Annotated in this window: 10 protein-coding genes, 5 tRNA genes and 5 rRNA genes; 18 read left to right on the top strand and 2 right to left on the bottom strand. The window is 63.0% G+C overall.

Annotated features, from left to right (window positions below; translation table 11 throughout):
* The first annotated feature begins 11 nt into the window (after positions 1-11).
* Entirely contained in the window at positions 12-1,265 is a 1,254-nt protein-coding gene (locus RGE_RS17805) for a heme biosynthesis HemY N-terminal domain-containing protein (protein ID WP_014429839.1), read from the top strand.
* A gap of 30 nt (positions 1,266-1,295) precedes the next feature.
* Positions 1,296-1,372, top strand: a tRNA-Arg gene (locus RGE_RS17800).
* A 69-nt stretch (positions 1,373-1,441) separates the two neighbouring features.
* Here the strand turns inward: RGE_RS17800 and RGE_RS17795 are convergent.
* Positions 1,442-2,770 carry a hybrid sensor histidine kinase/response regulator gene (locus tag RGE_RS17795; RefSeq protein WP_014429838.1) on the bottom strand — a complete coding sequence of 443 codons (1,329 nt, stop codon included), beginning with the start codon at positions 2,768-2,770 and terminating at the stop codon, positions 1,442-1,444.
* Positions 2,771-3,081: 311 nt separating this feature from the next.
* On the opposite strand from RGE_RS17795, the gene RGE_RS17790 reads away from it, so the two are divergent.
* The 4 genes from RGE_RS17790 to RGE_RS17780 all read left to right on the top strand — a co-directional run bounded on the left by RGE_RS17790 (position 3,082) and on the right by RGE_RS17780 (position 7,611).
* Positions 3,082-5,625, top strand: a complete 2,544-nt coding sequence (locus RGE_RS17790; protein ID WP_014429837.1) for a chemotaxis protein CheB — start codon at positions 3,082-3,084, stop codon at positions 5,623-5,625.
* 36 nt (positions 5,626-5,661) lie between these two features.
* Positions 5,662-6,288 (top strand): PAS domain-containing protein, encoded by a 627-nt coding sequence (locus RGE_RS23365; RefSeq protein ID WP_014429836.1) that lies wholly within the window; start codon positions 5,662-5,664, stop codon positions 6,286-6,288.
* A gap of 106 nt (positions 6,289-6,394) precedes the next feature.
* Complete coding sequence (locus RGE_RS24335) at positions 6,395-6,565, top strand: hypothetical protein (protein ID WP_014429835.1); 171 nt, start codon at positions 6,395-6,397, stop codon at positions 6,563-6,565.
* Positions 6,562-7,611 (top strand): transglutaminase-like domain-containing protein, encoded by a 1,050-nt coding sequence (locus RGE_RS17780; protein ID WP_014429834.1) that lies wholly within the window; start codon positions 6,562-6,564, stop codon positions 7,609-7,611. Before RGE_RS24335 ends, RGE_RS17780 begins: the two co-directional genes overlap by 4 nt.
* Positions 7,612-7,675: 64 nt before the next feature.
* Here the strand turns inward: RGE_RS17780 and RGE_RS24865 are convergent, their stop codons facing one another.
* On the bottom strand, positions 7,676-7,804 hold the full coding sequence (locus RGE_RS24865) for a hypothetical protein (protein WP_259371785.1): 129 nt from the start codon (positions 7,802-7,804) through the stop codon (positions 7,676-7,678).
* 147 nt (positions 7,805-7,951) lie between these two features.
* Between RGE_RS24865 and RGE_RS17775 the strand changes: the two genes are divergently transcribed.
* From RGE_RS17775 to RGE_RS17720, 12 genes are all read left to right on the top strand, one after another.
* Positions 7,952-8,671 (top strand): Crp/Fnr family transcriptional regulator, encoded by a 720-nt coding sequence (locus tag RGE_RS17775; protein WP_014429832.1) that lies wholly within the window; start codon positions 7,952-7,954, stop codon positions 8,669-8,671.
* Positions 8,672-8,868: 197 nt separating this feature from the next.
* Positions 8,869-9,237, top strand: coding sequence for a CopG family transcriptional regulator (locus RGE_RS17770; RefSeq protein ID WP_050985703.1), 369 nt, complete (start codon positions 8,869-8,871; stop codon positions 9,235-9,237).
* 28 nt (positions 9,238-9,265) lie between these two features.
* Positions 9,266-10,402: an extracellular catalytic domain type 1 short-chain-length polyhydroxyalkanoate depolymerase gene (locus RGE_RS17765; protein WP_014429830.1), complete on the top strand. Its 1,137-nt coding sequence runs from the start codon at positions 9,266-9,268 to the stop codon at positions 10,400-10,402.
* Between the two features lie 840 nt (positions 10,403-11,242).
* Positions 11,243-12,771: ribosomal RNA gene (locus RGE_RS17760) — 16S ribosomal RNA — on the top strand.
* A gap of 73 nt (positions 12,772-12,844) precedes the next feature.
* Positions 12,845-12,921, top strand: a tRNA-Ile gene (locus tag RGE_RS17755).
* A gap of 7 nt (positions 12,922-12,928) precedes the next feature.
* Positions 12,929-13,004: transfer RNA gene (locus tag RGE_RS17750), tRNA-Ala, on the top strand.
* A 276-nt stretch (positions 13,005-13,280) separates the two neighbouring features.
* Positions 13,281-16,157 (top strand): 23S ribosomal RNA (locus RGE_RS17745).
* 118 nt (positions 16,158-16,275) lie between these two features.
* Positions 16,276-16,388: ribosomal RNA gene (gene rrf, locus RGE_RS17740) — 5S ribosomal RNA — on the top strand.
* A 239-nt stretch (positions 16,389-16,627) separates the two neighbouring features.
* Positions 16,628-18,156: ribosomal RNA gene (locus tag RGE_RS17735) — 16S ribosomal RNA — on the top strand.
* A gap of 73 nt (positions 18,157-18,229) precedes the next feature.
* A tRNA-Ile gene (locus tag RGE_RS17730) sits at positions 18,230-18,306 on the top strand.
* Positions 18,307-18,313: 7 nt separating this feature from the next.
* A tRNA-Ala gene (locus RGE_RS17725) sits at positions 18,314-18,389 on the top strand.
* A 276-nt stretch (positions 18,390-18,665) separates the two neighbouring features.
* Positions 18,666-21,542 (top strand): 23S ribosomal RNA (locus RGE_RS17720).
* Together the 16S, 23S and 5S rRNA genes with 4 tRNA genes alongside form the textbook arrangement of a ribosomal RNA operon.
* Positions 21,543-21,597 lie beyond the last annotated feature (55 nt).

The raw sequence follows: 21,597 nt of genomic DNA, 5'->3' as shown, positions 1-21,597 counted from the left end.
GGGCGGCCGCGATGCGCATCGTCATCTGGTTGATCCTGCTGTGCGTGGTGGCGGTCGTCGCCGCGACCACGCTGGGCAGCAACGACGGCATCGTCACGATCTACTGGCGCGGCTGGCGCACCGACCTGTCGCTGAACCTGTTCGTGCTGATCGTCGTCGCCGGCGCCTTCGCGATCACCTCGGCGGTGCAGGCGATCAACGCGCTGGTCACGCTGCCCAAGCGCGCCGGCGAGTGGCGTGCGCTGCGCCGCGAGCGCGCCGCCCAGGCGGCGCTGCGCGAGGCGCTGTCCGAGTACTTCAGCGCCCGCTACAGCCGCGCGCACAAGGCGGCGACGCGCGCCATCGCGATCCAGCAGGACTCCAACGGACTCACGTCCGATGCCGAGTTCTCGGTGCTGGCGCATCTGCTGGCGGCCGGCAGCCTGCATCGCCTGCAGGACCGCACGCGGCGCGACGAACTGCTCAAGCGCCTGCCGAGCGCGGGCCGCAAGGGCGGCGTCGGCAGCGGCCGCAGCGCCGACGACGGCGCGCGTCTTCTGGCCGCCGAATGGGCGCTCGACGATCGCGACGCGTCCAAGGCGCTGGAACTGCTGGCCGAGCTGCCGCCGGGCGTCGCCCGCCGCACGCAGGCCCTGCGCCTGAAGCTGCAGGCCTGCCGCCAGGCACGGCGCCCGCTCGAGGCGCTGCACACGGCCCGCCTGCTGGCCAAGCACCAGGGCTTCTCCCCGGTCGCCGCGCAGGGGCTGCTGCGCTCGCTGGCCTTCGAGGCGCTGGAGACGGTTCACGACCTGCAGCAGCTGCGTCTGTTGTGGGACGAGCTCGATCCGGCGGACCGGCGCGATCCGATGGTCGTCGCGCGCGCAGCGCGGCGTGCGGCGGTGCTCGGGGCGTGCGAGGTGGGGCGCGACTGGCTCCGCCCGTTCTGGGAACGCGCCGGCGAGCTGTCTCGCGAAGAGCGCGAGGAGCTGGCACTGGCGCTGATGGACTGCGTCGCCGGCATCGGCAGCGACTGGCTGCCGCGCCTCGAAGAGACCGCGTCCAGCCATGCACACGAGCCGGCCGTCGTCGCGGCCGTCGGCATGGCCTACGCCGAGCGCCAGCTCTGGGGCAAGGCGCGCCGTCTGCTGGAGCTGGCGGCCGCCGCTCCGGCGCTGTCGAGCCTGGTGCGTCGTCGCTGCTGGCGCCTGCTGGCACGCCTGGCGCGCGAGGAGTCCGACGAGGATCGCGCACGAGATTGCGAAAATTTCGCTGCGGGGCTGGACTAAACGAAAAAACGTGCTATAGTTTCTTTCTTGGCGGCTGTAGCTCAGCTGGATAGAGTACTTGGCTACGAACCAAGGGGTCGTGGGTTCGATTCCTGCCAGCCGCACCAGAACTTAGTTCTAGATAAACGGGTTAGCTCGAAAGAGCTAGCCCGTTTTTCTTTGTCCCGGCGCAGGGGCTAGGCACAGATCGCCGCCGTCAGTTCGGCCAGGCCGGCCGGCTTGATCAGGCAGTGATCGAAACCGGCCGCCCGCATCGCCCTGGGGTCCAACTCGCCCGAGCCTGACAGCGCGATGAGGCGCGGACGCGGTCTGGCCGCCCCCCGCCGAATGCCACGTGCCACCTCGCGTCCGTCGAGGTCGGGCAGTTCGAGGTCCAGGATCACGGTGTCCGGCCGCCAGCGGGCCGACTGCTGCAGCGCGCTGCGACCGTCGGGCGCCACCGCCACCGCGTGGCCTTCCTGCTCCAGCAGTTGCTGCAGGCCGGCGGCGACGTCGGCGTTGTCCTCGACGACGAGGATGCGCCGTGCCGCCGCCGCCTCGGCCGGCGCCGCGACGAGCGGGAGCGTCACCTCGAAGCGGCTGCCGGTCCCCGGGCCCTCGCTGTGCGCGACGACACGGCCGCCGTGCAGTTCCACGAGACCGCGCACCACTGCCAGGCCGATGCCCAGGCCCTCGCGCACGCGTGCCGTCGCCGCGCCGTCCTGCGCAAACAGCTCGAACACCGAGCCGAGTGCCTCGGCGGCGATGCCGATGCCTTCGTCGCACACCGACACCGTGACCTCCTGCGACGCCTCGGCGGGCTCGACCGTCACGCGCACGCGGCCGTCCGCGGCGCTGAACTTGGCGGCGTTGTGCAGAAGGTTGTTGAACACCTGCGTCAGCCGTGCCGGATCGGCGAGCACCCAGCATTCCGCCGGCGGCGCGATCAGCTCCAGCGTCTGCCGTCGGGCCTCGGCTTCGGCGTCCAGATCGCCGATGGCGTCCCGCAGCAGGCTGCACAGACCGACGTTCTGCAGCCGCAGATGCGCCTTGCGGTGGGTCAGGCGGGTGGACTCGCCGAGGTCGTCGACGAGCCGACTCAGATGCTGCACCTGACGCGCGATGACCGCAGCCTGCGCCGAACCGCTGTCTGCGAGGGCATCGCTGGCCGCGCGCAGCGACTGCAGCGGCGTGCGCAACTCGTGCATCAGGACGGCCAGGAACTCGTCCTTGCGTCGGTTCGTCTCCTGCAGCTCACGCACCGTGCGCCGGCATCCGGCGATGTCGCCCGAACCGCCGTGCGGCCCGTGCAGGCTACTGATCGACCGGCCTGCCAGCTGCGTGTCTTCGGCGATCCAGCGGCTGCTGCCGTGGCCGTCGACACCCCGGTACTCGATCGTGCCGGGGGCGCCATGGGCCAGGCCGCGCAGGGCAGTCCGCAGCGCGGCGCGGTCGCTGGCACGCGCCCTGCCCAGCCAGCGTTGCGGCAGGGCGCGCGGGGACGGCGCGCGCGAGACCCAGCGCATGCGGAACGCCGGGTCCAGATAGAGGAAGCGCCCGGCCCGCGGGTCGTAGAGCCAGCAACCGTCCGGGCGGACCTGCCGCGGGTCCGCAGCGCTCGGGGGCGGGGGCCCCGACGGTCGTCGTCGGGGCGTCGCGGCAGGTTGCGGGGCGCGGCACACGGTGGTCGTTCGGCTGTACATGGCGGGCTTTCGACGCGCTGCGGCGGCAGGCTTTCGGGCTAAGACGACCATCGTGGCCGGCGTCAGCGCGCTGCGTCTGTGCGCCTGCGCACCTTGCGCGGCGCCGCCGTCGTGACAGCACTCATACTGGGCTCATGGCCGACGCACCGTCTCTTTCCCCGTCCCACAAGCCGCGCGACCTGGGCGTCGTCGGCCTGGGCGCTTCGGCCGGCGGCCTGGAGCCGCTGGAGCAGTTCCTGGCGGCCGTGCCCGCCGACAGCGGCCTGGCCTATCTCGTCGTCCAGCACCTGGACCCGACGCGCGAAACGCTGCTGCACGAGCTCCTGGCGCGGGCCTGCCCGATGCCGGTGCTGCTGGCCGTCGACGGCCAGCGCATCGAGGCCGACACCGTCTACGTCATCCCGCCCGATGCCGAACTCACCGTGAACGCCGGCGCGCTGCGCGTCGCCCGGCCGGCCGAGCCGCGTGGCCACCGCTGGCCGATCGACGCGCTGCTGCGCTCGCTGGCCCAGGCCTTCGGCGCGCGTGCGGTCGGCGTCGTGCTCTCGGGCATGGGCTCCGACGGCGCGCAGGGCCTGCAGGCGATCCAGGCGCAAGGCGGTCTGACGCTGGCGCAAACGCCCGAGTCGGCGTCCTTCGACGCCATGCCCAAGAGCGCGATCGCCACCGGCGGCGTGGACATCGTCGCGCTGCCGGCCGAGATGCCGGCGCGCATCGTCGCCGCCGCGGGCGGCCCGGCGCCGGGGGGCGAGCCGGTCGCGGACCACGCGGCGCTGCGCCGCATCCTCGCGCTGCTGCGCGAGCACACCCGGCACGACCTGACGCAGTACAAGTCGAACACGCTGACGCGGCGCGTGGCGCGGCGCGTCGCCGTGCACGGCCTGGCCTCGATGGCGGCCTATGCCGAGTTCCTGCGCGCCAACGTCCAGGAACTGGACCTGCTGTTCAAGGAACTGCTGATCGGCGTCACCGCCTTCTTCCGCGACCCGGAGGTCTGGCAGGTGCTGCAGCAGCGCGTGCTGCCCGAGCTGATCGCCCGGCAGGCGGCGCAGGGCGGGCCCTTGCGCGCCTGGGTGGCGGGCTGCTCGACCGGCGAGGAGGCCTACACGCTGGCGATGGCCTTCACCGAGGTCGTCGAGACGCTGCCGGCGGACGCGCGCTGCGAGCTGCAGGTCTTCGCCACCGACCTCAACGCCGACGCCATCGCGGCGGCGCGCACCGGCTGCTACCCGGCGGCAGCCGCACGCGACCTCGGGCCGCAGCGGCTGGCGCGCTTCTTCGCCGAGCGTCCCGGCGGCGGCTACCGCGTCGACCAGCGCCTGCGCGACCGCGTGCTGTTCGCCCAGCACGACCTGACGCAGGACCCGCCGTTCACGCGGCTGGACCTCGTGTCCTGCCGCAACCTGCTGATCTACTTCGACGCCGCGCTGCAGAAGCGGCTGATCCCGCTGCTGCATTTCGCGATGCGCCCTGGCGGCGTGCTGCTGCTGGGCAGCTCGGAGACCGTGGGCCGCGTGCCGGCGCTGTTCCGGCCGCTGGAGCCCAAGTCCCGGCTGTACCGCCGCGGCGACAATGGCAGCAGCCCCGGCCCCGTGGTCTTCCCGACCGCGCGGCGGCCGGCGGCCCGTGCCACCTCCTGGGAGACCACCCTGCCGCCACTCGATGCCTCGCCGGCCAACCTCCAGCCGCTCGCCGACCAGCTGCTGCTGCAGACCTTCGCGCCGCCGGCGGTGCTGGTCAACGAAGCCGGCGACATCCTCTACATCAGCGGCCGCACCGGGCGCTACCTGGAGCCGGCCGCGGGCAAGGCCAACTGGAACGTGCACGTGATGGCGCAGCCCTCGCTGCGCACCGAGCTGGGCGTGGCACTGCGCCAGGCGCTGCAGGCCAAGACCACGCTGGAGCTGCGCGGCCTGCCGCTGGACGACGAAGGCGTGGCGCTGGTGGACGTCACCGTGCAGGCCGTGCTGCGGCCCAAGTCGCTCGAGGGCCTGGCGATGATCGTCTTCCGCGACGTGCCGTCGGCCACGCCGCGCAGGCGTCGCCGCGCCCGGCCCTCGGAAACGCCGGACCCGGCGGTGGCCGAGGAACTGCTGCGCTCGCGCCAGGAGATGCAGGCGCTGCGCCACGCGATGCGCGTCTCGCAGGAGGAACTGCAGGCGGCCAACGAGGAACTGCAGTCGACGAACGAGGAACTGCAGGCCGCCAACGAGGAGCTGATGACCTCCAAGGAGGAGGCGCAGTCGATGATCGAGGAGCTGCAGACGATCAACGGCGAGCTGCAATCCAAGCTCGACGACCTGGCGCTGGCGCAGAGCGACATGCAGAACCTGCTCAACAGCACCGACATCGCGACGCTGTTCCTCGACAACGACGGCAACGTGCGCCGCTACACCGAGCAGATCGCGCGGGTCATCCACCTGCGCGAGAGCGACATCGGCCGGCCCTTGAGCGAGCTGGCCAGCACGCTGCTCTATCCGGAGCTGCACGCCGACGTGAAGGAGACGCTGCGCACGCTGGCCTTCAGCGAGAAGCAGATCGCCACCCGCGACGGCCATTGGTACAACGTGCGCATCATGCCGTACCGCACCCTGGCCAACGTCATCCAGGGCGTGGTGATCACCTTCGTCGACATCACCGTCGCCAAGGAACTCGAGGCCCGGCTGCGCAAGGCGTAGAGTGGGGCATCAGCGCTCCGGCGCCGGAGGTTCCCCATGTCCCAGCCGATCCCTGTGCCGCCCCCGGCGGTCGACCTCGTACGGCTGAGCGAACTGCGCCGGCGCGCCGCCGACCGCGTGCCCGATGCCGCCTCGCATGACGAAGCTGTGGCCGCATCCCAGGCGCTCACCGTGCTGCACGGCCTCGCCTCGTCGCCGGCCACCGCGGCGCAGGCGCTGGCGCTGCTGCACGAGCTGCAGGTGCACCAGGTCGAGCTGGACCTGCAGGCCCAGGAGCTGCGTGAGGCGCGCAACGAGCTGGAGGAAACGCTGCGCCGGCAGGGCGAGCGCTACGACCGCCTGCCGGTGGGCTGCTTGCGGCTGGACGAGCGGCTGCTCGTGCTGGAACTCAACGAAACCGCCGCGCGCATGCTCGGCCTGGATCGCACGCAGGCCGTCGGCCTGCCGCTGGGCGGCTTCGTCGCCGGCGATTCGCTGCAGCGTCTGCGTGCGGCGATCGCGCGGCTGGGCGTCGGCCCGCGGCGCACCGCCTGCCCGCTGATGCTGGCGCCGCGCCACGCACCACAGCGGCCGGTGACGGCGCAGCTGGCGCCCGATCCGCTGTCGCCGGGCTTCCAGCTGGTGCTGGCCGACGAGCGCGACGAAGCGCCGCGGCCGGCCTGAGCGTGCGCCAGCGCACAGACCCGGCACGCCGCCTGCCCCAGGCTGCGAGGTCGGGTCCGGCAGGCCGCGTGGGTCGCGGTGCCGCGAGCCGCAGGAGACCCATCTGATGCCTTACCGTCCCAGCCCCAACCCGCGTCCGCCGAAAGACCCGGTCGCCCGTCCGTCCGCGGCCCCCGAGCGCGCCGAGGCCGCCGTCCCGGCGCCGCCGGGCCCGCAGGCGCCGGTGGCGATGCTGCGCCGCTTCCGCCGTGGCCGCTGGACGCTGACCCCGGTGTGATCCGCCTCGAACTGGCGGTCGAGCTCGGCTATGAGATCGACGACCCGGCCGGCGCCGACTTCGTCTTCAACATCCAGGCGGCGCAGACGGCCTGCCAGAGCGTCGCGCGCGAGCGCCTGCAGCTCAGCCAGGCCGTCGAGCCGGCGCAGGCCACCGACCCGGCGACCGCCTCGCGCTTCGTGCGCGTGCACGCCGGCCCGGGCGAGTTGCGCGTGAACTACGAAGCGCTGGTCGACATCCACCACCACCTCGCCGAGCCCGACAGCCTCGAGGAAGTGCCGGTGCGCGAGTTGCCGCTGGAGGTGATGCCCTACCTGTATCCCAGCCGCTATTGCCAGTCCGACCGTCTGCTCGCGCTGGCGGCGCACGAGTTCGGCAGCCTGGTGCCCGGCTACAGCCGGGTGCTGGCGGTGCAGCACTGGGTGCAGGCCCAGGTGCGCTTTCTGTCCAACTCGAGCGACTCGACGACCTCGGCGGTGGACACCTTGATCGAACGCGTCGGCGTGTGCCGCGACTTCGCGCATCTGATGATCGCGCTGTGCCGGGCGCTGAACATGCCGGCGCGCATCGTCTCGGGCACCGACTTCGGCGCCGCCGCGACCCTCGGGCCGCCGGACTTCCATGCCTATGCCGAGGTCTATCTCGGCGACCGCTGGTACCTGTTCGACCCTTCGGGCACCGGCATCCCGATGGGCTTCGTGCGCCTGGGCACCGGGCGCGACGCCGCCGACGTGGCGTTCGCCACGCTGTTCGGCCGCGTGCGGGCCGAAGCCCCGCGCATCAGCGCGCGCGCCTGCACCGGAGACGGCGCGGTCGCTCCACACCATTGCCGCGAGGCCTTGTCCACCTCGGGCCCCACGGCGCGTGCGGCCGACGGCCGCGGCCCGGCCGCCGGGGCGCAGCCGCATCGCTGCTGCACCGGAGACGGCGCGGTCGCTCCACACCATTGCCGCGAGGCCTTGTCCACCTCGGGCCCCACGGCGCGTGCGGCCGACGGCCGCGGCCCGGCCGCCGGGGCGCAGCCGCATCGCTGCCTGCCACGCTGAGTCGGGCGACGCGGCCGGGCGCCTCGTGCGCGGCCTGGCCCGCAGGCGGCCGCCATTCCCATGCTCACTTGCGCTGGCGCGGTGGCGGTGCGGCGGGTGCAGACGGTGGCGTGGTGGCGGCCGGCGGTGGCGCCGCGGCCCGCACCTGCTTGGGCTTCTTCGTTTCCTTGTTGCCGTGCCGGCTCTTGGTCATCGTGTGCCTCGCGGTGGGGTTGGGGATGCCGAGCATGGCCGGCACGCCGCCAGGCTGTCGGTGCGCTGGCCCACGCAGCGGCGCCGCGCTGTACGCCGCGGGGTGTTCGCGGTACCGTCGGCCGGGCCCTGTGACAGGAAAGGCTGAATGCCATCCCCGAACGACCCCCGCACCAACCGCCTGCTGGCGGCCTTGCCCGATGCCGAATGGGGGCGCTGGCAAGCGCTGCTGGAGCCGGTGGACCTGCCGCTGGGCAAGGTGCTGCACGAGTCCGGCGGAGCGCTGGAGCACGTCTACTTCCCCACCTCGGCCCTGGTGTCGCTGCTGTACGTGCTGGCTGATGGCGGCACCGCCGAGATCGCCGTCGTCGGCTTGGAGGGCCTGGTCGGCGTCACGCTGTTCATGGGCGGCGGCAGCACGCCCAGCCGCGCCGTGGTGCAGAGCGCCGGGCAGGGCTTCCGGCTGCCGGCGCCGGCGCTGCAGGAGGAGTTCCAGCGCGCCGGCCCGGCGATGCACCTGCTGCTGCGCTACACCCAGGCGCTGATCACCCAGATGGCGCAGACGGCGGTGTGCAACCGCCACCACTCGTTGGACCAGCAACTGTGCCGCTGGCTGCTGCTGAGCCTGGACCGCCTGCCAGGCAACGAACTGGTGATGACGCAGGAGCTGATCGGCAACATGCTCGGCGTGCGCCGCGAAGGCGTCACCGAGGCCGCGGGCCGGCTCCAGGCCGCCGGCCTGATCCGCTACGCGCGCGGCCGCATCACGGTGCTGGACCGGCCCGGGCTCGAAGCCCGCACCTGCGAGTGCTACGGCGTCGTCAAGAAGGAGTACGACCGGCTGCTGCCTCACGCCGCGCCTGGCTGAAGCCTGCGGCGCCGAGCCGTGGCGCCGGGTCTCCAGGCCGCGAGCTGCTCGCCGCACCACGTCCGACGGACGGCCTTGCGCGCCCGGGGGCATCGGCAGCGTGTTCCACTGAGATTCCAATTGGAATCCAGGAGGATGGCGTGGAGCTCCGAAACAGTGTCTGGGACACGCGCCAGCGTGCCGGCGAGACCGAGAAGATGACCGTCAACCTCGGTGTCGTCGATCTCGGCCAGGTCGACCTGCTGGTCCAGGAAGGCTTCTATTCCAACCGCTCGGACCTGGTGCGCACCGCGGTGCGCAACCAGTTGGCCCTGCACGCCGAGGTTCTGCGCCAGACCGTCGCCCGGCGCACGCTGACGCTGGGCCTGCAGCAGCTCGGCCGCACCGAGCTTGAACAAGCCGTCGCGCGCGGCGAACGGCTGCAGGTCCAGGTCGTCGGCCTGGTGCGCATCGCCAAGGACGTCACGCCCGAACTGGCGCGTGCCGCGATCGAGTCCATCCAGGTGCTGGGCGCTTTCCAGGCCAGCCCGGCCGTGCGCCAGGCTCTCGCGGACCGCACCCGCTGATCCGCTCTTCCACCCCACGAAAGAACTCATGCAGTACCCGTTCACGCGCATCCCGCCCTACGACGCGCAGGCGATCCACGACACGATCGAACGCGCGCTCGCCGGCGCCCGCCTCGACACCACGAGCGGCCCGATGCGCGAGGTGAGCGACACCATCCGTCGGGCCCTGGCGGTGCCGCCGGCGTCGGGCGGGGAGGTGATCGACGTGCCGGCGCGTGTCGTCGACGGCGAGACGGCCGCCGCCACGCTGCCGCCAGCGGCCGGAGGCTGGCTGTCGCACGAATACCGCAACGCGGCCGGCGTGCGTGCCTACCGCGTTCACCTGCCTGCCGCGGCCGCATCCGCTCCGCGGCCGATGCTCGTGATGATGCACGGCTGCACGCAGACGCCCGAGGACTTCGCCGCCGGCACACGCATGAACCGCCTGGCCGACGAGCACGGCTTCATCGTCGTCTACCCCGAGCAGGCGGCGCAGGCGAACCCGTCGCGCTGCTGGAACTGGTTCCAGGCCCAGGACCAGCGGCGCGACGCCGGCGAGCCTTCGCTGATCGCAGGCATCGTGCGCGAGGTGGCGCAGCGCCACGACGTCGACCCGGGCCGCATCTACGTCGCCGGGCTGTCCGCCGGCGGCGCGATGGCGGTCGTCCTGGGCGAGAGCTACCCGGAGCTGTTCGCGGGTGTCGGCGTGCATTCCGGTTTGCCGTATGCCAGCGCCCACGACATCCCGAGCGCGATGGCCGCGATGAAGGGCGGCCGCGGTGGGCTGTCCCGCGCGGCGTCCCCGCGCGTCGGTGCCGCGGCGGTGTCCGGGGCGGCGAAGAGAGCGGTGCCCACCATCGTCTTCCACGGCGACCGCGACCACACGGTCCGCGAGACCAACGCTCAGGAGATCGTCAGGCAGACCGTCGAAGCGCATCAGGCGCAGGCCGGCGGCCCGCAACTCCAGACCGTGATCGAGGAGGGCACCGCTGCCGGTGGCCGCCGCTACACCCGTACCACCTATCGGGAGCCTGCCGGCACGCCCCGGATCGAGTTCTGGTCGCTCCATGGGGCGGGGCACGCCTGGTCGGGCGGCGACCTGTCGGGCTCGTACACCGAGGCCAACGGTCCGGATGCGTCTGCGGAGATGGCCCGGTTCTTCCTGGCCTTGCCGCGCCTGGACTGATCCTCTGGAAAGGCTGGCCCTGGGCCGAGGCCGGTCTTCCTAATCAGCGGCTAATGGCTCGGCAGGCCGGCGTTCGGGCTGGCGACGTGTCATCGACGATGGGCACTGCTCCATAAGCAGAATCGTTCCGTTCACCTTGGAATCGAAGCGAGCGGAACAAGCGCAGCGGTAAACGGCGGAGTCCCGGCACAGCGTCCGCAAGCCCGCCGGCTCGATCCCGCGCGTACTACGGCTGAGGCTGAGGCTGAGGCTGGCTTGGTGATGACTGGCCGAGCGCACCCCTTGATGGCCGCAGCGCTGATCTAGGGCCGCCCGGAGGCTGGACGTTCAACGGGCGTCCCCAAGGCGCACGTCTTCACGGACAGAGAGGGGACGCGTTTGTCGCCTTGGCTCGCAAGCCTCCCGAACGGCACTGTGAGCGGCGGTCCACCTAGGCCCCACACCAGATGGCGGGTCTCTGGAAGCACGTTCTTCGAACTTCTTCCATCACCCCTCTTGCAAGCCGTTTGGAACCCGTGCTACAGTCGCAGGCTCTGCTGATCGACGGCGGTGCTTCGAAAGAAGCGGTTGCCGAGAAATCCCGAAAGGGTTTCAGCGAAAAGCAGAAAAGCCGAGTGCTTGACAGAGTTTTTAAAAAATGTCAGAATCTCGGTCTTCGCTGATAACCAATCAGCGACGCCGCGAAAGCGGCGAAGTTCTTTAACAACATACAGCCGATAAGCGTGGGCGTTTGAAGGCGAGTGCCAAGAAGTCGCAAGACTTCGAGGTCCTAGTGACTTTAAACGCTCATGGAAACTGAAGTGAAGTTCACTTCAATTCCTATTGAGCAAATTCAAGATCGAACTGAAGAGTTTGATCCTGGCTCAGATTGAACGCTGGCGGCATGCCTTACACATGCAAGTCGAACGGTAACAGGCCGCAAGGTGCTGACGAGTGGCGAACGGGTGAGTAATGCATCGGAACGTGCCCAGTAGTGGGGGATAGCCCGGCGAAAGCCGGATTAATACCGCATACGACCTATGGGTGAAAGCGGGGGACCGAAAGGCCTCGCGCTATTGGAGCGGCCGATGTCAGATTAGGTAGTTGGTGGGGTAAAGGCCTACCAAGCCTACGATCTGTAGCTGGTCTGAGAGGACGACCAGCCACACTGGGACTGAGACACGGCCCAGACTCCTACGGGAGGCAGCAGTGGGGAATTTTGGACAATGGGCGCAAGCCTGATCCAGCCATGCCGCGTGCGGGAAGAAGGCCTTCGGGTTGTAAACCGCTTTTGTCAGGGAAGAAATCTTCTGGGTTAATACCTCGGGAGGATGACGGTACCTGAAGAATAAGCACCGGCTAACTACGTGCCAGCAGCCGCGGTAATACGTAGGGTGCAAGCGTTAATCGGAATTACTGGGCGTAAAGCGTGCGCAGGCGGTTATGTAAGACAGATGTGAAATCCCCGGGCTTAACCTGGGAACTGCATTTGTGACTGCATAGCTTGAGTGCGGCAGAGGGGGATGGAATTCCGCGTGTAGCAGTGAAATGCGTAGATATGCGGAGGAACACCGATGGCGAAGGCAATCCCCTGGGCCTGCACTGACGCTCATGCACGAAAGCGTGGGGAGCAAACAGGATTAGATACCCTGGTAGTCCACGCCCTAAACGATGTCAACTGGTTGTTGGGAGGGTTTCTTCTCAGTAACGTAGCTAACGCGTGAAGTTGACCGCCTGGGGAGTACGGCCGCAAGGTTGAAACTCAAAGGAATTGACGGGGACCCGCACAAGCGGTGGATGATGTGGTTTAATTCGACGCAACGCGAAAAACCTTACCTACCCTTGACATGCCAGGGATCCTGCAGAGATGTGGGAGTGCTCGAAAGAGAACCTGGACACAGGTGCTGCATGGCCGTCGTCAGCTCGTGTCGTGAGATGTTGGGTTAAGTCCCGCAACGAGCGCAACCCTTGTCATTAGTTGCTACGTAAGGGCACTCTAATGAGACTGCCGGTGACAAACCGGAGGAAGGTGGGGATGACGTCAGGTCATCATGGCCCTTATGGGTAGGGCTACACACGTCATACAATGGCCGGTACAGAGGGCTGCCAACCCGCGAGGGGGAGCCAATCCCAGAAAACCGGTCGTAGTCCGGATCGCAGTCTGCAACTCGACTGCGTGAAGTCGGAATCGCTAGTAATCGCGGATCAGCTTGCCGCGGTGAATACGTTCCCGGGTCTTGTACACACCGCCCGTCACACCATGGGAGCGGGTTCTGCCAGAAGTAGTTAGCCTAACCGCAAGGAGGGCGATTACCACGGCAGGGTTCGTGACTGGGGTGAAGTCGTAACAAGGTAGCCGTATCGGAAGGTGCGGCTGGATCACCTCCTTTCTGGAAAAAAGCACTCAAGTTCAAGCGCTCACACTTATCGGCTGTTGTTGACGACAGACTTTCCCGAGCGTGCGGGTCTGTAGCTCAGTCGGTTAGAGCACCGTCTTGATAAGGCGGGGGTCGTTGGTTCGAATCCAACCAGACCCACCATCATCTTGGGGGTGTAGCTCAGCTGGGAGAGCACCTGCTTTGCAAGCAGGGGGTCATCGGTTCGATCCCGTTCACCTCCACCAAGAATCCCACGTAGCGTTTGAAGCGCAAAGCACTTGTCTGAGTGTTTTGCGGTTCGATCGTTTAGATCGGCTGTCGTTCTTTAACAATTCATAGAGTCGAAAATCAGCGTTGCTGATGGAAAGCATCTTTCGGGATGCGCCGTGCCATCAGCGACAGTTTGATTGCGTCAATACAAACTTTGATTCGCGAGAATTGAAGTTCGGCATAACGCGTGAATACTCAAATCTGTCATTGACCGGATGTCTGAAGCGAGAGCTTCGGCGTCAAAGTTATAGGGTCAAGTGACTAAGTGCATGTGGTGGATGCCTTGGCGATTACAGGCGATGAAGGACGTGGCAGTCTGCGATAAGCCTCGGGGAGCTGGCAAGCAAGCTTTGATCCGGGGATTTCCGAATGGGGAAACCCACCCGCAAGGGTATCGTCATCTGAATACATAGGGTGGCGAAGCGAACCGGGTGAACTGAAACATCTCAGTAGCTCGAGGAAAAGACATCAACCGAGATTCCGAAAGTAGTGGCGAGCGAAATCGGAGGAGCCTGTACGTTTTAGCAGTCGATTTATCAGAACGGTCTGGAAAGTCCGGCCATAGCAGGTGATAGCCCTGTATGAGAAAAGTCTTCTGTGGAACTAAGCGTACGACAAGTAGGGCGGGGCACGTGAAACCCTGTCTGAACATGGGGGGACCATCCTCCAAGGCTAAATACTCGTAATCGACCGATAGCGAACTAGTACCGTGAGGGAAAGGCGAAAAGAACCCCGGGAGGGGAGTGAAATAGATCCTGAAACCGCATGCATACAAAAAGTCGGAGCCCGCAAGGGTGACGGCGTACCTTTTGTATAATGGGTCAGCGACTTACATTCAGTGGCAAGCTTAACCGAATAGGGAAGGCGAAGGGAAACCGAGTCCGAATAGGGCGTCTAGTCGCTGGGTGTAGACCCGAAACCAAGTGATCTATCCATGGCCAGGATGAAGGTAGGGTAACACCTGCTGGAGGTCCGAACCGACTAGTGTTGCAAAACTAGCGGATGAGCTGTGGATAGGGGTGAAAGGCTAAACAAACTTGGAGATAGCTGGTTCTCTCCGAAAACTATTTAGGTAGTGCCTCAAGTATTACCGTCGGGGGTAGAGCACTGTTATGGCTAGGGGGTCATGGCGACTTACCAAACCATTGCAAACTCCGAATACCGATGAGTACAGCTTGGGAGACAGTGCACCGGGTGCTAACGTCCGGACACAAGAGGGAAACAACCCAGACCGCCAGCTAAGGTCCCCAAAATTGGCTAAGTGGGAAACGAAGTGGGAAGGCTAAAACAGTCAGGATGTTGGCTTAGAAGCAGCCACCATTTAAAGAAAGCGTAATAGCTCACTGATCGAGTCGTCCTGCGCGGAAGATGTAACGGGGCTAAGCCAGTTACCGAAGCTGCGGATTTGCACGCAAGTGCAAGTGGTAGGAGAGCGTTCCGTACGCCTGCGAAGGTGGATCGTGAGGTCTGCTGGAGGTATCGGAAGTGCGAATGCTGACATGAGTAGCGTTAAAGGGGGTGAAAAGCCCCCTCGCCGAAAGCGCAAGGTTTCCTACGCAACGTTCATCGGCGTAGGGTGAGTCGGCCCCTAAGGCGAGGCAGAGATGCGTAGCTGATGGGAAACAGGTCAATATTCCTGTACCGATCTATAGTGCGATGTGGGGACGGAGAAGGTTAGCTCGGCCGGGTGTTGGATGTCCCGGTTCAAGCCTGTAGTCGTGGCCCTTAGGCAAATCCGGGGGTCTTAGATGAGGGGTGATAACGAGGCGGCTTGCCGCCGAAGCGAGTGATACCCTGCTTCCAGGAAAAGCCACTAAGCTTCAGCTATAGACGACCGTACCGCAAACCGACACTGGTGCGCGAGATGAGTATTCTAAGGCGCTTGAGAGAACTCTGGAGAAGGAACTCGGCAAATTGACACCGTAACTTCGGAAGAAGGTGTGCCTTTAGTAGGTGAACCATTTACTTGGGGAGCCCAATGAGGCCGCAGAGAATCGGTGGCTGCGACTGTTTATTAAAAACACAGCACTCTGCAAAGACGAAAGTCGACGTATAGGGTGTGACGCCTGCCCGGTGCTGGAAGATTAAATGATGGGGTGCAAGCTCTTGATTGAAGTCCCAGTAAACGGCGGCCGTAACTATAACGGTCCTAAGGTAGCGAAATTCCTTGTCGGGTAAGTTCCGACCTGCACGAATGGCGTAACGATGGCCACACTGTCTCCTCCAGAGACTCAGCGAAGTTGAAATGTTTGTGATGATGCAATCTCCCCGCGGAAAGACGGAAAGACCCCATGAACCTTTACTGTAGCTTTACATTGGACTTTGAACAGATCTGTGTAGGATAGGTGGGAGGCTTTGAAGCGGTGCCGCTAGGTATCGTGGAGCCGACGTTGAAATACCACCCTGGTGTGTTTGAGGTTCTAACCTTGGCCCGTTATCCGGGTTGGGGACAGTGTATGGTAGGCAGTTTGACTGGGGCGGTCTCCTCCCAAAGCGTAACGGAGGAGTTCGAAGGTACGCTAGGCACGGTCGGAAATCGTGCTAATAGTGCATAGGCATAAGCGTGCTTGACTGCGAGACTGACAAGTCGAGCAGGTACGAAAGTAGGACTAAGTGATCCGGTGGTTCTGTATGGAAGGGCCATCGCTCAACGGATAAAAGGTACTCTGGGGATAACAGGCTGATACCGCCCAAGAGTTCATATCGACGGCGGTGTTTGGCACCTCGATGTCGGCTCATCTCATCCTGGGGCTGTAGCCGGTCCCAAGGGTATGGCTGTTCGCCATTTAAAGAGGTACGTGAGCTGGGTTTAAAACGTCGTGAGACAGTTTGGTCCCTATCTTCCGTGGGCGCTGCAAGATTGAGGAAGCCTGCTCCTAGTACGAGAGGACCGGAGTGGACGCACCTCTGGTGTATCGGTTGTCACGCCAGTGGCATTGCCGAGTAGCTAAGTGCGGAAGAGATAACCGCTGAAAGCATCTAAGCGGGAAACTCGTTCCAAGATGAGTCTTGCCGGGGCCTTGAGCCCCCTGAAGAGTCGTTCGAGACCAGGACGTTGATAGGCCGGGTGTGGAAGCGCAGTAATGCGTTGAGCTAACCGGTACTAATTGCTCGTGCGGCTTGACCCTATAACTTTGACGGTGAGTCAAACGGGTTATGCCAGTAGCGCAATCGAACAAGCTGATTTTCAAAGCTCTATGAATTGGCCTAGCTGCCCAGCAAGAAGCAGCGAGGCGACAAGTCAAGCCTGATGACCATAGCGAGGTGGTCCCACTCCTTCCCATCCCGAACAGGAAAGTGAAACGCCTTTGCGCCGATGATAGTGCGGGTTCCCGTGTGAAAGTAGGACATCGTCAGGCTATTTATTCGAAGACCCGGTTCTTGCGAACCGGGTCTTTCCGTCTCTGTAGATATACGCTGGTAACGATCAGCGACGCCGCGAAAGCGGCGAAGTTCTTTAACAACATACAGCCGATAAGCGTGGGCGTTTGAAGGCGAGTGCCAAGAAGTCGCAAGACTTCGAGGTCCTAGTGACTTTAAACGCTCATGGAAACTGAAGTGAAGTTCACTTCAATTCCTATTGAGCAAATTCAAGATCGAACTGAAGAGTTTGATCCTGGCTCAGATTGAACGCTGGCGGCATGCCTTACACATGCAAGTCGAACGGTAACAGGCCGCAAGGTGCTGACGAGTGGCGAACGGGTGAGTAATGCATCGGAACGTGCCCAGTAGTGGGGGATAGCCCGGCGAAAGCCGGATTAATACCGCATACGACCTATGGGTGAAAGCGGGGGACCGAAAGGCCTCGCGCTATTGGAGCGGCCGATGTCAGATTAGGTAGTTGGTGGGGTAAAGGCCTACCAAGCCTACGATCTGTAGCTGGTCTGAGAGGACGACCAGCCACACTGGGACTGAGACACGGCCCAGACTCCTACGGGAGGCAGCAGTGGGGAATTTTGGACAATGGGCGCAAGCCTGATCCAGCCATGCCGCGTGCGGGAAGAAGGCCTTCGGGTTGTAAACCGCTTTTGTCAGGGAAGAAATCTTCTGGGTTAATACCTCGGGAGGATGACGGTACCTGAAGAATAAGCACCGGCTAACTACGTGCCAGCAGCCGCGGTAATACGTAGGGTGCAAGCGTTAATCGGAATTACTGGGCGTAAAGCGTGCGCAGGCGGTTATGTAAGACAGATGTGAAATCCCCGGGCTTAACCTGGGAACTGCATTTGTGACTGCATAGCTTGAGTGCGGCAGAGGGGGATGGAATTCCGCGTGTAGCAGTGAAATGCGTAGATATGCGGAGGAACACCGATGGCGAAGGCAATCCCCTGGGCCTGCACTGACGCTCATGCACGAAAGCGTGGGGAGCAAACAGGATTAGATACCCTGGTAGTCCACGCCCTAAACGATGTCAACTGGTTGTTGGGAGGGTTTCTTCTCAGTAACGTAGCTAACGCGTGAAGTTGACCGCCTGGGGAGTACGGCCGCAAGGTTGAAACTCAAAGGAATTGACGGGGACCCGCACAAGCGGTGGATGATGTGGTTTAATTCGACGCAACGCGAAAAACCTTACCTACCCTTGACATGCCAGGGATCCTGCAGAGATGTGGGAGTGCTCGAAAGAGAACCTGGACACAGGTGCTGCATGGCCGTCGTCAGCTCGTGTCGTGAGATGTTGGGTTAAGTCCCGCAACGAGCGCAACCCTTGTCATTAGTTGCTACGTAAGGGCACTCTAATGAGACTGCCGGTGACAAACCGGAGGAAGGTGGGGATGACGTCAGGTCATCATGGCCCTTATGGGTAGGGCTACACACGTCATACAATGGCCGGTACAGAGGGCTGCCAACCCGCGAGGGGGAGCCAATCCCAGAAAACCGGTCGTAGTCCGGATCGCAGTCTGCAACTCGACTGCGTGAAGTCGGAATCGCTAGTAATCGCGGATCAGCTTGCCGCGGTGAATACGTTCCCGGGTCTTGTACACACCGCCCGTCACACCATGGGAGCGGGTTCTGCCAGAAGTAGTTAGCCTAACCGCAAGGAGGGCGATTACCACGGCAGGGTTCGTGACTGGGGTGAAGTCGTAACAAGGTAGCCGTATCGGAAGGTGCGGCTGGATCACCTCCTTTCTGGAAAAAAGCACTCAAGTTCAAGCGCTCACACTTATCGGCTGTTGTTGACGACAGACTTTCCCGAGCGTGCGGGTCTGTAGCTCAGTCGGTTAGAGCACCGTCTTGATAAGGCGGGGGTCGTTGGTTCGAATCCAACCAGACCCACCATCATCTTGGGGGTGTAGCTCAGCTGGGAGAGCACCTGCTTTGCAAGCAGGGGGTCATCGGTTCGATCCCGTTCACCTCCACCAAGAATCCCACGTAGCGTTTGAAGCGCAAAGCACTTGTCTGAGTGTTTTGCGGTTCGATCGTTTAGATCGGCTGTCGTTCTTTAACAATTCATAGAGTCGAAAATCAGCGTTGCTGATGGAAAGCATCTTTCGGGATGCGCCGTGCCATCAGCGACAGTTTGATTGCGTCAATACAAACTTTGATTCGCGAGAATTGAAGTTCGGCATAACGCGTGAATACTCAAATCTGTCATTGACCGGATGTCTGAAGCGAGAGCTTCGGCGTCAAAGTTATAGGGTCAAGTGACTAAGTGCATGTGGTGGATGCCTTGGCGATTACAGGCGATGAAGGACGTGGCAGTCTGCGATAAGCCTCGGGGAGCTGGCAAGCAAGCTTTGATCCGGGGATTTCCGAATGGGGAAACCCACCCGCAAGGGTATCGTCATCTGAATACATAGGGTGGCGAAGCGAACCGGGTGAACTGAAACATCTCAGTAGCTCGAGGAAAAGACATCAACCGAGATTCCGAAAGTAGTGGCGAGCGAAATCGGAGGAGCCTGTACGTTTTAGCAGTCGATTTATCAGAACGGTCTGGAAAGTCCGGCCATAGCAGGTGATAGCCCTGTATGAGAAAAGTCTTCTGTGGAACTAAGCGTACGACAAGTAGGGCGGGGCACGTGAAACCCTGTCTGAACATGGGGGGACCATCCTCCAAGGCTAAATACTCGTAATCGACCGATAGCGAACTAGTACCGTGAGGGAAAGGCGAAAAGAACCCCGGGAGGGGAGTGAAATAGATCCTGAAACCGCATGCATACAAAAAGTCGGAGCCCGCAAGGGTGACGGCGTACCTTTTGTATAATGGGTCAGCGACTTACATTCAGTGGCAAGCTTAACCGAATAGGGAAGGCGAAGGGAAACCGAGTCCGAATAGGGCGTCTAGTCGCTGGGTGTAGACCCGAAACCAAGTGATCTATCCATGGCCAGGATGAAGGTAGGGTAACACCTGCTGGAGGTCCGAACCGACTAGTGTTGCAAAACTAGCGGATGAGCTGTGGATAGGGGTGAAAGGCTAAACAAACTTGGAGATAGCTGGTTCTCTCCGAAAACTATTTAGGTAGTGCCTCAAGTATTACCGTCGGGGGTAGAGCACTGTTATGGCTAGGGGGTCATGGCGACTTACCAAACCATTGCAAACTCCGAATACCGATGAGTACAGCTTGGGAGACAGTGCACCGGGTGCTAACGTCCGGACACAAGAGGGAAACAACCCAGACCGCCAGCTAAGGTCCCCAAAATTGGCTAAGTGGGAAACGAAGTGGGAAGGCTAAAACAGTCAGGATGTTGGCTTAGAAGCAGCCACCATTTAAAGAAAGCGTAATAGCTCACTGATCGAGTCGTCCTGCGCGGAAGATGTAACGGGGCTAAGCCAGTTACCGAAGCTGCGGATTTGCACGCAAGTGCAAGTGGTAGGAGAGCGTTCCGTACGCCTGCGAAGGTGGATCGTGAGGTCTGCTGGAGGTATCGGAAGTGCGAATGCTGACATGAGTAGCGTTAAAGGGGGTGAAAAGCCCCCTCGCCGAAAGCGCAAGGTTTCCTACGCAACGTTCATCGGCGTAGGGTGAGTCGGCCCCTAAGGCGAGGCAGAGATGCGTAGCTGATGGGAAACAGGTCAATATTCCTGTACCGATCTATAGTGCGATGTGGGGACGGAGAAGGTTAGCTCGGCCGGGTGTTGGATGTCCCGGTTCAAGCCTGTAGTCGTGGCCCTTAGGCAAATCCGGGGGTCTTAGATGAGGGGTGATAACGAGGCGGCTTGCCGCCGAAGCGAGTGATACCCTGCTTCCAGGAAAAGCCACTAAGCTTCAGCTATAGACGACCGTACCGCAAACCGACACTGGTGCGCGAGATGAGTATTCTAAGGCGCTTGAGAGAACTCTGGAGAAGGAACTCGGCAAATTGACACCGTAACTTCGGAAGAAGGTGTGCCTTTAGTAGGTGAACCATTTACTTGGGGAGCCCAATGAGGCCGCAGAGAATCGGTGGCTGCGACTGTTTATTAAAAACACAGCACTCTGCAAAGACGAAAGTCGACGTATAGGGTGTGACGCCTGCCCGGTGCTGGAAGATTAAATGATGGGGTGCAAGCTCTTGATTGAAGTCCCAGTAAACGGCGGCCGTAACTATAACGGTCCTAAGGTAGCGAAATTCCTTGTCGGGTAAGTTCCGACCTGCACGAATGGCGTAACGATGGCCACACTGTCTCCTCCAGAGACTCAGCGAAGTTGAAATGTTTGTGATGATGCAATCTCCCCGCGGAAAGACGGAAAGACCCCATGAACCTTTACTGTAGCTTTACATTGGACTTTGAACAGATCTGTGTAGGATAGGTGGGAGGCTTTGAAGCGGTGCCGCTAGGTATCGTGGAGCCGACGTTGAAATACCACCCTGGTGTGTTTGAGGTTCTAACCTTGGCCCGTTATCCGGGTTGGGGACAGTGTATGGTAGGCAGTTTGACTGGGGCGGTCTCCTCCCAAAGCGTAACGGAGGAGTTCGAAGGTACGCTAGGCACGGTCGGAAATCGTGCTAATAGTGCATAGGCATAAGCGTGCTTGACTGCGAGACTGACAAGTCGAGCAGGTACGAAAGTAGGACTAAGTGATCCGGTGGTTCTGTATGGAAGGGCCATCGCTCAACGGATAAAAGGTACTCTGGGGATAACAGGCTGATACCGCCCAAGAGTTCATATCGACGGCGGTGTTTGGCACCTCGATGTCGGCTCATCTCATCCTGGGGCTGTAGCCGGTCCCAAGGGTATGGCTGTTCGCCATTTAAAGAGGTACGTGAGCTGGGTTTAAAACGTCGTGAGACAGTTTGGTCCCTATCTTCCGTGGGCGCTGCAAGATTGAGGAAGCCTGCTCCTAGTACGAGAGGACCGGAGTGGACGCACCTCTGGTGTATCGGTTGTCACGCCAGTGGCATTGCCGAGTAGCTAAGTGCGGAAGAGATAACCGCTGAAAGCATCTAAGCGGGAAACTCGTTCCAAGATGAGTCTTGCCGGGGCCTTGAGCCCCCTGAAGAGTCGTTCGAGACCAGGACGTTGATAGGCCGGGTGTGGAAGCGCAGTAATGCGTTGAGCTAACCGGTACTAATTGCTCGTGCGGCTTGACCCTATAACTTTGACGGTGAGTCAAACGGGTTATGCCAGTAGCGCAATCGAACAAGCTG

The sequence above is a fragment of the Rubrivivax gelatinosus IL144 genome (genome assembly GCF_000284255.1).
Taxonomy (GTDB): Bacteria; Pseudomonadota; Gammaproteobacteria; order Burkholderiales; family Burkholderiaceae_C; genus Rubrivivax; species Rubrivivax gelatinosus_A.
The sequence above is the reverse complement of the archived record's forward strand: the minus strand, read 5'-3'. Positions and strand labels throughout refer to the sequence as shown.